Here is a 12,333-nt window from a genome sequence, read left to right as displayed (position 1 = left end):
CACTGACTGTCTGCATTAAATGCCCGGTTTTATGCTCACCGCTTTTGAGCCCAAAGGTGAACATTGCGATGACCGAAAAATTCACCCGTTTCGACGCCGCCGAATACCTCAAAACTCCTGAGGATATGGCGGCGTATCTGGACGCTTGCTTTGATAATGATGAAGGCGATGGCGTGCTCATCCGTGCAGCACTGAATGACATAGCCCGAGCTCAGGGCATGACACAGGTGGCACGTGATGCTGGCCTGGGTCGTGAAAGTCTCTATAAAGCGCTGAGCAGCACTGGTAACCCAGAATTCGCAACTATCATGAAGGTCATGAAGGCTTTGGGTTTGAGATTGCACGCCGTCGCGGTTTGATTGATCTGCGACACCAAACCGCACGACGCCTTTTTACTTATCGGCCCTGATCAGGCTAAATAGCCCGCGCCTGATCGCCCACCCAACGGATCTGTCCCATGAACCGACACCGGCTCGCATTTGCCTGGATCGCCTGCTTTGCAGTGCTGTTCAACATGCTCGCCATGCCGATGACCGGGGCGCTGGCGCAGGCGGCCAGTTCACCGGCCGAACAGTTGCTGTGGAGCAGTTTCTGCACCGGCAGCGGGACGAAGATGGTGGCGATCGACATCGGCCCCCCGGAGCAGAAAGCCCCGTCCAACGACAGCCATTCCAACATGCAGCATTGCTGGTGCTGCTCGGGTTCTGCGCCGCTGATGGCGTTGCCGGGGCATGCGCCGCAGCTGTATTTTGCCCGTTACGAAAGCAATCGCAGCGTGGCCCCGCCCTCGTTGCAAACACCGACACCGCGCCAGCAATGGCCGAGCCTTAATCCGCGCGCCTCGCCTCTGGTTTGATTTGTTCTCGCAATTGACCTGCGTATCAAATCGTTCTGGAGAACTGCCATGTTGAACAAACTCTTCGTCATCGCTGCGCTGTTGCTGCCGGCGTGCTTCGCCCATGCCCACGAATACAAGGCCGGCGAGCTGGAAATCGCGCACCCGTGGTCGCAGGAGCTGCCGCCCAACGCGCCGACGGTTGCCGCTTACTTCGTGATCAGCAATCCCGGCAAGGCCGACGATCGCCTGCTCAGCGTCGACTCGCCGATCACTGACGAGGCTCAGTTGCACGAGCACGTGATGCAGGGCGATCTGATGAAAATGCAGCAAGTGCCCAACGTGGTGATTCCGGCCGGCGGCAAAGTGACGTTCGCGCCGATGGCCTATCACGTGATGCTGCTCAACCCGAAAGACCGCAGCCTGCTCAGCGACGGCAAACGCTTCCCGCTGACCCTGCATTTCGAGAAGGCCGGCAACGTTACCGTCGAAGTCGCGGTGCAGAAGAAACCGCCGGAAACCAAGGCACACGATCACGCCCAGTAACCGATCCGGCTGACCACGCCCGTGCGCCCGCAACGCGCCGGGGCGTCCAGCAAGCATCGCCAGAGCCAGGCTCTGACCCGCGGTAGCTGGATCGCCCTGTTCGCCATGTTGATGATCTTCATCGGCCCGCTGATTTCTCAGTCGATGCCGATGGATCAGCACGCCTCGAGTTCCATGCCGATGAGCATGGACATGCCGGGTATGGATCACGCCGCGCACGGCGCACAACCGGCTGCCGAACACTGTCCGCCGCAATCCTCGCACCACGCCCTGTGGGAAAAGTGTGGTTATTGCAGCCTGCTGTTCAACTGCCCGGCGCTGACCGGTGGCGGCACGTTCGCCACATTCAGCATCGCCCACGTCAACACCTTCGTCCCATCCTCCCCGCGTCTGGGCCATGCCCGACAGAACTTCTTCCCTGGCGCCCGCACCCGCGCCCCGCCCATCGCCGCGTAAACACCGCACCTTTGATTGCACACGGTTGAGAAGACAGCTTCAGGCTGCCGGCCGTGTCGTTTACGACTGTTTGATGGAAATTGTCATGTCCAGGTTTTCTGCTGTTCCACGCCCGGGTTCTGCCCAGGCGTCTTTCGCGCTGAACGCATCGCGCATTCGTTTCTCGCACGCCACCGCCGCCCTTTGCGGCGTCCTGCTGTCCCCGCTGGTGCTGGCCGATGACCACGCCGGTCACGTTGATGAACTGAGCCCGACGGTGATCACCGCCATCGCCCCGAGTTCACCGCTGACCATCGTCACCAACCCCAAGGACCCGCGCCAACCGGTGCCGGCCAGCGACGGCGGCGATTACCTGAAGACCATTCCCGGCTTCGCCCTGGTGCGCAACGGCGGCACCAATGGCGACCCGGTGCTGCGCGGCATGTTCGGTTCGCGGCTGAACATTCTCACCAACGGCAGCATGCTGCTCGGCGCCTGCCCGGGGCGGATGGACGCGCCGACCTCCTACATCTCGCCGGAAACCTACGACAAACTCACGGTGATCAAAGGCCCGCAAACCGTACTCTGGGGCCCGGGGGCATCGGCGGGCACGATCCTCTTCGACCGTGAGCCGGAAAGCTTCGGCGAACTCGGCACGCGGGTGAATGCCAGCGTGCTGGCCGGCTCCAACGGGCGCTTCGACAAGGTCGTCGACGCCGCTGCCGGCGGGCCATTGGGCTACGTGCGGGTGATCGGCAACACCGCGCACTCCGACGACTATCGCGACGGCAACAACGACATCGTTGCCTCGCGCTACGACAAGTGGAACGGTGATATCGCGCTCGGCTGGACCCCGGACGCCGACACCCTGATCGAACTCACCGCCGGCAAGGGCGACGGTGAAGCACGTTACGCCGGACGCGGCATGGACGGTTCGCAGTTCCTGCGCGAAAGCCTCGGCCTGCGCTTCGAAAAATCCAACATCACTGATGTACTGGAGAAACTCGAAGCCCAGGTCTACTACAACTACGCCGACCACGTGATGGACAACTACACCCTGCGCACGCCGTCCGGCACCGGGATGATGGCCGGGCCCATGGCCTCCAACGTCGACCGTCGGACCCTCGGCGCGCGGATCAAGGCGACCTGGCGCTGGGCCGACATCCAGCTGATCACCGGCCTCGATGCGCAGACCAACGAACACCGCCAGCGCAGCGGCATGGGCATCGACACCTACAAGGATCAGCCCTACACCAAGGACGCCGATTTCCATAACTACGGCGTGTTCAGCGAAATGACCTGGTACGCCGCCGACCGCGATCGGCTGATTACCGGCGCCCGGGTCGACCGTGCTTCGGCCAAGGATTACCGGCAGCGCATTGGTTCGGGAATGATGAGCCGGCCAAATCCGACCGCCGACGAAACCCGCGCCGACACCTTGCCCAGCGGCTTCGTGCGCTACGAGCATGACCTCGCTGACAGCCCCGCCACGCTGTACGCCGGCCTCGGTCACGCGCAGCGCTTTCCGGATTACTGGGAGCTGTTTTCACCGAAGTCCGGCCCGGCCGGTTCACTGAATGCGTTCGACTCGATCAAACCGGAAAAGACCACCCAGTTCGACTTTGGCGTGAACTACAAGACCGCCGAACTCGAAGCCTGGGCCTCGGGCTACGTCGGTGTGGTGCGCGACTACATCCTGTTCGACTACACGCCAACGATGATGGGCATGAGCACTTCGCGCGCGGAAAACATCGACGCACGGATCATGGGTGGCGAACTCGGCGCCGCCTACAAACTCACCGATAACTGGAAAGCCGACGCGACCCTGGCGTACGCCTGGGGCAAGAACAGCAGCGATGGCAAGGCCCTGCCGCAAATGCCGCCACTGGATGCCCGCTTCGGCCTGACCTACAGCGAAGACCACTGGAGCGCCGGGGCGCTGTGGCGCGTGGTCGCGGCGCAAAACCGCATCGACCAGAACAAAGGCAACGTGGTCGGCAAGGACTACGACAAGAGCGGCGGCTTTGGCGTGTTCTCGCTCAACGGCGCCTATCGGATCAACAAGAACTGGAAGGTCAGCACCGGCGTCGACAACCTGTTCGGCAAGGCTTACGCCGAGCACTTGAACCTGGCCGGTAACGCCGGTTTCGGCTACCCGGCCAACGACCCGCAAGCGATCAACGAGCCGGGGCGCACGCTCTGGACCAAGGTCGACATGAGTTTCTGACAAGAAAAAATCAAAAGATCGCAGGCTCCTGCAGGGGAGCGCGTAGATCCTGTAGGAGCTGCCGAAGGCTGCGATCTTTTGATCTAAAAAAATGATTCGCCAAGCGGAGCAAACGTGATGCAAAAGCCCAAACCGAATTTCTACAACCTGGCCTGGCGCTGGCATTTCTATGCCGGCTTATTCGTCGCGCCGTTCATGGTGATGCTGGCCCTGACCGGCATCGTCTACCTGTTCAAACCGCAACTCGACTCACTGATGTACAGCAGCCTGCTCAAGGTTCCGGCCGGGCATCACACGGTGCCGGCCGATGACCTGCTGCAACGGGTCAAGAGCGCTTATCCACAGGGCCAAATCACCCAATATCTACCGCCGGCCAACGCCGAACGCAGCGCACAATTTGTCGTCAAGCATGCAGATCGCGAACTCAACGTGTTCATCGATCCGTACCACGGTGACATCCTCGGCGAGCAGGATGCCAAGCAGAATCTGCAAGCCATCGCCCGCGCCATTCACGGCGAGTTGATGATCGGCACCGTGGGTGATCGCTTGATCGAACTCGCCGCCGGTTGGGGTGTGGTGTTGGTGGTGTCCGGGGTGTTTCTGTGGTGGCCGCGCGGGCAGGCCGCCGGGATTCTGTGGCCACGGCTGAACAGTCGCGGGCGCGTGTTGTGGCGTGATCTGCACGCCGTCACCGGGTTCTGGGGCGCCGCACTGTTGCTGGTGATGCTGCTCAGCGGCATGACCTGGACCGGCTTCTGGGGCAAGCAATATGCCCAGGTCTGGAACGTGTTCCCGGCCGCGATGTGGAACAACGTGCCGACCTCCGACATCGAGGCCGGCAGTCTCAACAACGCCGCGCGCCAGACCGTGCCATGGGCGATGGAAAACACGCCGATGCCGATGTCCGGTGACCACGCCGAGCACATGGCCCACGGCGGCATGCAACACGGTCCCGCAGCGCCCGCGATCAGCCTGCAAGACGTGCAGAACATCGCCATTGAGCGCAAGGTCGAACCCGGCTACAGCATCACTCTGCCGACCACCGCGACCGGGGTATTCACCATTGCCGTGTTCGCCGACGACCCGCGTAACGATGCGACCCTGCATGTCGATCAGTACACCGGCAAGGTCCTCGCCGATGTGCGTTTCGAGCAGTACGGCGCGGTGGCACGGGCCACGGAAATCGGTGTGATGCTGCATGAGGGCAAGATGTTCGGCACTTTCAACCAGATCGTCGTGCTGCTGATCTGCCTGATGATTCTGCTCAGCGCCGTCAGCGGTGTGGTGATCTGGTGGAAGCGCCGTCCGCAGGGCAAGTTCGGCGTGCCGCCGCTGCGCCATGACCTGCCGAAATGGAAAACCGGCGTGGCGATCATGCTCGCTCTGGCCGTGATCTTTCCGCTGGTGGGCGCTTCGCTGGTGCTGGTCTGGCTGCTGGATCGCCTGCTGTTGTCGCGTCTGGGGCGCCAAGCTGAATCTGCCTCAACTTCAACGTGAAGCAGGCGAGATGCGCGTTTCAGACAGATCTTTAAACTGCCGGGGTTTAAACTCCGGCAGATTTTAGTGTTACTGTATAACGCAAATGTGCCGCTCTGCCCGCGATCAAAAGTTGCGGGCTTTCTTTTGAAGAAGTGATTCACCGCCCCGATGAACAAGTACCTCTTGTCCAGCCTCTGCCTGTTCGCCCTGAACAACGCCAACGCCGACAGCCAGCCGCTGACGCTGCCCACCGGCACCATCAGCGCTCCGGCCATGGATGACGAAAACGTCAGCCTGACCACGCCGACCACCGCCGGTTCGCGCCTGAACCTGACGGCCATGGAGACCCCGGCCAGCGTCGAAAGCCTCAGCGGCGAGCAGGTGCGCGCCCGTGGCGATCGCAGCGTGCAGGACGCCGTGTCGCGCAGCACCGGCATCAGCCGCACCGGCACTCCGGGCGATGGCGGCACCTCGTTGCAGGCACGCGGCTTTACCGGGCAGAGTTCGGTGATGCAGCTGTATGACGGCAACCGCATGTACACCGGCATGGGCACCGTGACCTTTCCGGTCGACACCTGGTCGGTGCAGCGCGTCGACGTGCTGCGCGGCCCGGCCTCGGTGCTGTACGGCGAAGGCGCGACCGGTGCGGTGGTCAACGTGATTCCGAAGAAACCGTTCGAGGGCGACATCGAAAACCACTTGCGCCTCGGCTACGGCTCCTACGACCGTCAGCAGCAGGCGTTCGACAGCGGCGGCTCGCTGAGCGACACACTGAGCTATCGCCTCAATCTCAATCGCCTGCGCAGCAACGGCTGGGTCGATCGCGGTGATTCCTCCGGCGACTTCATCAGTGCCGCGCTGCGCTGGCAGGCCACCGACGACCTGGCCTTCACCCTCGCCCACGACTACGGCGACCAGCGCCCACAGAACGACTTCGGCACGCCGTTGATCAATGGCCAATTGCGCGACAGTCTGCGCAACAAGAACTACAACGTGCGTGACGATCAGCAGCACTACAACGATCAGTGGACGCGCCTGACCACGGATTGGCAGATCAACAACGCCGTCAGTGCCAGCAACGAGCTGTACTACCTCAAGGCCCGGCGCCGCTGGCAGAACGCCGAGAACTACAACTTCGACACCGCCACGCAACAGCTCAGCCGCAGCGGCTACTTCGGCATCGGCCACCAGCAGGAACAGGTCGGCGACCGCCAGACCTTCACCTTCAAGCACTCGCTGTTTGGCCTCGACAGCCAGACCGTGACTGGCGTCGATTACAACCGCATCCGCTTCCAGCTCAACAGCAACTCGCCGTTCAACGACGTGTTGCCCAACGGTCAGGCTTTGGATCTGTATCACCCGCAGCCGGGCTATTTCGAAAGCGCCAATCCGTACCGCGACCAGTTCGACAGCACCACCAAACAGATGTCAGTGTTCGGCGAAAACCGCACGCAACTGAGCGAGCGCTGGTCGCTGGTGACCGGCGTGCGCCGTGACTATGTGCAGGTGGATCGCAACAACCTGGTCGACGACAGCCAGAGCGACAAGACCCTGACCGGCAATAACTGGAAGGCTGGACTGGTGTTTGCCCTGACGCCCGAGACTTCGTTTTACGCTCAGGTCGCGACCAGCACCGACGGCATTGGCGGCCTGATATCCCTGAGCCCGAGTCAGCAGCAATACGACCTGTCGACTGCACGCCAGACCGAGGTCGGCCTGAAGCAGTTGTTCTGGGATCAACGCGGCGAGTTCACCCTGGCGGCCTATCGCATCGTCAAAAAGAAGCTGCTGACCGACGATCCGGGCAACCCGACGCTCAAGCAGCAAGTCGGTCAGCAATCGTCCAACGGTCTTGAAGCCAGCCTCGACCTGCAACTGCCGCACGCCTGGCAACTGCAGGCCAACGCCGCCATCGTCAAAGCCAAGTACGATGACTTCTCCGAAGTGGTCAACGGACAGACGCTGTCGTACAACGGCAATCGCCCGGTGGATGTACCGCGTCGAACCGCCAATCTGTGGCTCAATAAAAACCTCAGCGATGATCTGAAGGCTGGCGCCGGCGTGCGTTATGTCGACGCGCGCTACGCCGACATGGCCAACCGCAACGAGCTTCCGAGTTACACCGTGGTCGATGCGACGCTGTCGTGGCAAGCCTTGCGCAACACCACGCTGGGCCTGCAGTTGAACAATCTGTTTGACCGCCGGTACGCACAAAGCCAATACAATGACGGCCAGCAATGGATTCTCGGCGAACCGAGATCGTTCTTCGTCACGGCGGATTACACCTTCTAAAAGCTCAAACATTCCTGTGGTGAGGGGATTTATCCCCGATCGGCGGCAGCCGTCGCAATCCGATGAATACAGTCTTCTGACAAATCGTGATTACAGGTTTTGGGACCGCTGCGCGGTCCATCGGGGATAAATCCCCTCACCACAAATGATCTAACGAATTCAGGAATTTGATGACCTCGCTAAATCTCGCCAACCTCGCCTGGACACCTCTGGGCCACGGCCACTGCCATCACCAGTTTCAGCTGCGTGATGCCTCGTTGCAGGTGGCCGCCGGTGAGTTTGTCGGGCTGATCGGCCCCAACGGCAGCGGCAAGACCAGCCTGCTGCGCTGCGCCTATCGCTTCAGTCAGCCGGAAAGTGGCGAGGTCAGACTCGATCACCACAACGTGTGGAAGCAATCCTCGCGCTGGTGCGCGAAACGCATCGCCGTGGTCCTGCAGGAATTCCCCGATGCCTTTGGCCTGACCGTCGAAGAAGTGGTCGCCATGGGCCGCACGCCGCACAAAGGCCTGTTCGATGGCGACACGCTGGAAGATCGCAATCTGGCGACGCAAGCGCTCAAATCCGTCGGCCTCGACGGCTTCGAAGACCATGCGTTCGCCACTCTGTCCGGCGGTGAGAAGCAGCGGGTGATCCTTGCTCGCGCCCTGACCCAGCAACCGCAACTGTTGATCCTCGACGAACCGACCAACCACCTCGACCCGCGTTATCAGCTCGAACTGCTGCAGCTGGTCAAACGTCTGCAGATCGGCACCCTCGCCAGCATCCACGACCTGAACCTGGCCGCCGCGTTCTGTGACCGACTGTACGTAATCAACCACGGCCGGATCGTCGCCAGCGGCACGCCGCCAGAAGTACTGACCACCGAGCTGCTGCGCGACGTATTCGGCGTCGAGGCGTTGATCGACTCCCATCCCCTCCACGGCTACCCGCGAATCACCTGGATAACCCGACCATGACTGTGCGTTCCCTGCTTTGCGTCGCTCTTTTGTTGTGCAGTGCCCAGGCCTTCGCCGAAGCCACGAAATACCCGTTGACCATCCATAGCTGCAACCGCGAAGTGACCTTCAACGAAGCGCCGAAACACGCGGTCAGCCACGACATCAACATGACCCAGATGATGCTCGCCCTCGGCCTCAAATCGCGCATGGCCGGTTACAGCGGCGTCAGCGGCTGGAAGTCGGTGACGCCCGAGATGCAGTCGTTACTCGACGGTTTGCCGGAGCTGGCTGCGAAATATCCATCAGTGGAAACCCTGCTCAACGCCAACGTCGATTTTTTCTTCGCCGGCTGGGATTACGGCATGCGCGTCGGTGGCGACCTGACGCCGCAGACCCTGCAACCGCTGGGCATCAACGTGTATGAGCTGACCGAATCCTGCGCCTTCGTGATGAAGCGCCCGGCGGCGACGCTGGACGACACCTACAACGACCTGCGCAACCTCGGGAAGATTTTCGACGTACAGGATCGCGCCAACGCACTGATCGCCGACATGCAGAATCAGGTCGCCGAGATCCGTAAAGACCTGCCCGCCGACAAGCCGCGTGTGTTCCTCTACGACAGCGGCGAGGACCGCGCCATGACTTCCGGGCGTCTCGGCATGCCGCAGGCGCTGATCGACGCGGCGGGTGGGCGCAACATTCTCGATGACGTCGAAGCGAGCTGGACCCGGGTCAACTGGGAGACCGTGGTCGAGCGCAATCCGCAGGTGATCGTGATCGTCGACTACAGCGAAATCACTGCCGAGCAGAAGATCGAATTTCTGCTGAACAACCCGGCGCTGCAATCGGTGGACGCGATCAAGAACCAGCGTTTCATCGTCATCCCTTACGTGCAGGCCACACCGGGGATCGATAACGTGCTGGCGGTGGAAACCCTGGCCAAAGGATTCCACGGCGAATGATCGACCGGCGCTACGCCCTTTTGCTCACCGCCCTCGGCGCCCTGTTGCTGGTGTCGTGCGTGGTCTCGCTCGGTTTTGGTCCGGCGCGGGTGCCGGTGGAGGTGGTGTGGCGGATTCTGTTGCACAAGACCTTCGGTTTCGGCGAGGTGAGCTGGAGCGCCGGGCAGGAACACATTGTCTGGCTGATCCGCGTGCCGCGCATGTTGCTCGGGGCGTTGGTCGGTGCCGGGCTGGCGTTGATCGGCGCGGTGTTGCAAGCGGTGACGCGCAATCCTCTGGCCGATCCGCACCTGCTCGGCGTCACCTCTGGCGCGACCCTCGGCGCAGTGATCGTGGTGCTGCACATCGGAGAGATCGTCGGTTTGCTGACCTTGCCGATTGCCGCCTTCATCGGTGCATTGCTGAGCATGTTTCTGGTATTGGGCATCGCCAACCGGCAGGGTCGACTCGACAGCGACCGCTTGCTGCTGTGCGGCGTGGCGGTGTCGTTCGTGATGATGGCGATCGCCAACCTGCTGTTGTTCATGGGCGACCATCGCGCCAGTTCGGCGGTGATGTTCTGGATGCTCGGCGGCCTCGGCCTGGCGCGCTGGGAGCTGTTGACGATACCCGCGCTGAGCGTGCTGCTTGGCCTGGTTTTGCTGTTGGGCATGGCCCGCCCGTTGAATGCACTGATGGCTGGCGAGCAGACCGCCGTGACCCTCGGTCTGAACGCTCGGGCGGTGCGTTTGCGGGTGTTTGTGATCGCCTCGTTGATGACCGGGGTGCTGGTGTCGATCAGTGGCTCGATCGGCTTTGTCGGACTGATGGTGCCGCACATTGCCCGCCGTCTGGTGGGTGCCGAACATCGCCGTCTGCTGCCGGCCTGCGTACTGCTCGGCAGCCTGTTTCTGGTGTGGGTCGATGTGGCCGCGCGAACCCTGATCGCGCCGGAAGACTTGCCCATCGGCGTTGCCACCGCGGCCATCGGCGGCCTGTTCTTCATCGGCCTGATGCGCCGCCGCTGATCCAACAGCGATCAAAAACTGTAGGAGCTGCCGCAGGCTGCGATCTCTTGATCTTGCTTTTGATCATTGAAAATCAAAGTCAAAAGATCGCAGCCTTCGGCAGCTCCTACAGGAATTGTGGGCGCCCCAATCTGGCGCGGCCGCCTGCACCAACGCTCTCTCCGCGTCCCCTCATGGTGCACCCCACCCACGCGCGACCGCTCTAAACCGACATTTTCCTGTCCGATCCCGACCGGGCACAGCCCTTGCAAAACACCCTTCAGTCGTCCGCATCTGCCAACCATAAAAAACTTTAACGTTCATGGAGATCGCACAATGAAGCGTCGCAGTTTGATCAAGGCTTTCACACTCACGGCATCCATTGCCGCGATGGGCATGACCTGGACTGTCCAGGCCGCCGAGACCATCAAGGTGGGGATTCTGCATTCGTTGTCCGGGACCATGGCGATTTCCGAAACGTCGCTCAAGGACATGGCGCTGATGACCATCGACGAGATCAACGCCAAGGGCGGGGTGAACGGCAAGATGCTCGAACCGGTGGTGGTCGACCCGGCATCGAACTGGCCGCTGTTCGCAGAGAAAGGCCGGCAGTTGCTGACCCAGGACAAGGTCGCGGTGGTGTTCGGCTGCTGGACCTCGGTGTCGCGCAAATCGGTGCTGCCGGTGTTCGAAGAACTCAACGGCCTGCTGTTCTACCCGGTGCAATACGAAGGCGAAGAGATGTCGCCGAACGTGTTTTACACCGGCGCTGCGCCGAACCAGCAAGCGATCCCGGCCGTTGAATACCTGATGAGCGAAGAAGGTGGCAGCGCCAAGCGTTTCTTCCTGCTCGGCACCGACTACGTCTACCCGCGCACCACCAACAAGATCCTGCGCTCGTTCCTGCACTCCAAAGGCGTGGCCGACAAGGACATCGAAGAGGTCTACACCCCGTTCGGTCACAGCGACTATCAAACCATCGTCGCCAACATCAAGAAATTCTCCGCCGGCGGCAAGACCGCTGTGATCTCGACGGTCAACGGTGACTCCAACGTGCCGTTCTACAAAGAGCTGGCCAACCAGGGGCTGAAGGCGACCGACGTACCGGTGGTGGCGTTCTCCGTGGGTGAAGAAGAACTGCGCGGCATCGACACCAAACCGCTGGTGGGCAACCTCGCGGCGTGGAACTACTTCGAGTCCGTGGAGAACCCGGTGAACAAGAAGTTCGTCGCTGACTGGAAGGCTTACGCGAAGAAACACAACCTGCCGGGCGCCGACAAAGCGGTGACCAACGACCCGATGGAAGCCACCTACGTCGGCATCCACATGTGGGCGCAAGCGGCGGAGAAAGCCAAGTCCACCGACGTCGACAAAGTCCGCGAAGCACTCGCCGGCCAGACCTTCGCCGCGCCGTCCGGTTACACCCTGACCATGGACAAGACCAATCACCACCTGCACAAGCCAGTGATGATCGGCGAGATCCAGAACGATGGTCAGTTCAACGTCGTGTGGCAGACCGAAGGCCCGATCCGCGCTCAGCCATGGAGCCCGTTTATCGATGGCAACGACAAGAAACCGGATTATGCGGTGAAGAGCAACTGAGCCATTGGGTGTCGGGCCTGACGAAATC

The 12,333-nt window shown here is 61.6% G+C and carries 11 protein-coding genes; all 11 read left to right on the top strand.

Annotated features, from left to right (window positions below; translation table 11 throughout):
• Nucleotides 1–68 precede the first annotated feature (68 nt).
• The 11 genes from HXW87_RS07025 (at nucleotide 69) to urtA (ending at nucleotide 12,305) form a co-directional block, all read left to right on the top strand.
• Nucleotides 69–359 (top strand): addiction module antidote protein, encoded by a 291-nt coding sequence (locus HXW87_RS07025; RefSeq protein WP_239778645.1) that lies wholly within the window; start codon nucleotides 69–71, stop codon nucleotides 357–359.
• Between the two features lie 98 nt (nucleotides 360–457).
• Nucleotides 458–856, top strand: coding sequence for a DUF2946 domain-containing protein (locus HXW87_RS07020; protein WP_239778644.1), 399 nt, complete (start codon nucleotides 458–460; stop codon nucleotides 854–856).
• Between the two features lie 48 nt (nucleotides 857–904).
• Nucleotides 905–1,381 carry a copper chaperone PCu(A)C gene (locus HXW87_RS07015; RefSeq protein ID WP_239778643.1) on the top strand — a complete coding sequence of 159 codons (477 nt, stop codon included), beginning with the start codon at nucleotides 905–907 and terminating at the stop codon, nucleotides 1,379–1,381.
• Between the two features lie 21 nt (nucleotides 1,382–1,402).
• On the top strand, nucleotides 1,403–1,837 hold the full coding sequence (locus HXW87_RS07010) for a DUF2946 domain-containing protein (protein ID WP_239778642.1): 435 nt from the start codon (nucleotides 1,403–1,405) through the stop codon (nucleotides 1,835–1,837).
• Nucleotides 1,838–1,922: 85 nt separating this feature from the next.
• A complete protein-coding gene (locus tag HXW87_RS07005) occupies nucleotides 1,923–4,043 on the top strand; it encodes a TonB-dependent copper receptor (protein WP_239778641.1) in 2,121 nt (706 codons plus the stop codon).
• A gap of 117 nt (nucleotides 4,044–4,160) precedes the next feature.
• Nucleotides 4,161–5,540 carry a PepSY domain-containing protein gene (locus HXW87_RS07000; RefSeq protein WP_239778640.1) on the top strand — a complete coding sequence of 460 codons (1,380 nt, stop codon included), beginning with the start codon at nucleotides 4,161–4,163 and terminating at the stop codon, nucleotides 5,538–5,540.
• Between the two features lie 150 nt (nucleotides 5,541–5,690).
• Nucleotides 5,691–7,814 (top strand): TonB-dependent receptor, encoded by a 2,124-nt coding sequence (locus HXW87_RS06995; RefSeq protein ID WP_239778639.1) that lies wholly within the window; start codon nucleotides 5,691–5,693, stop codon nucleotides 7,812–7,814.
• A 170-nt stretch (nucleotides 7,815–7,984) separates the two neighbouring features.
• Nucleotides 7,985–8,773 carry an ABC transporter ATP-binding protein gene (locus HXW87_RS06990; protein WP_095667662.1) on the top strand — a complete coding sequence of 263 codons (789 nt, stop codon included), beginning with the start codon at nucleotides 7,985–7,987 and terminating at the stop codon, nucleotides 8,771–8,773.
• Nucleotides 8,770–9,717, top strand: coding sequence for an ABC transporter substrate-binding protein (locus HXW87_RS06985; protein WP_239778638.1), 948 nt, complete (start codon nucleotides 8,770–8,772; stop codon nucleotides 9,715–9,717). The genes HXW87_RS06990 and HXW87_RS06985 overlap by 4 nt, the downstream gene beginning before the upstream one ends.
• Nucleotides 9,714–10,724 (top strand): iron ABC transporter permease, encoded by a 1,011-nt coding sequence (locus HXW87_RS06980; protein ID WP_239778637.1) that lies wholly within the window; start codon nucleotides 9,714–9,716, stop codon nucleotides 10,722–10,724. Before HXW87_RS06985 ends, HXW87_RS06980 begins: the two co-directional genes overlap by 4 nt.
• A 315-nt stretch (nucleotides 10,725–11,039) precedes the next feature.
• Entirely contained in the window at nucleotides 11,040–12,305 is a 1,266-nt protein-coding gene (gene urtA, locus HXW87_RS06975; RefSeq protein ID WP_027613564.1) for an urea ABC transporter substrate-binding protein, read from the top strand.
• Nucleotides 12,306–12,333 lie beyond the last annotated feature (28 nt).

Source organism: Pseudomonas sp. Y5-11, from assembly GCF_022368695.1.
GTDB lineage: Bacteria > Pseudomonadota > Gammaproteobacteria > Pseudomonadales > Pseudomonadaceae > Aquipseudomonas > Aquipseudomonas parakoreensis.
This window is presented reverse-complemented; position numbering and strand designations above follow the sequence as displayed.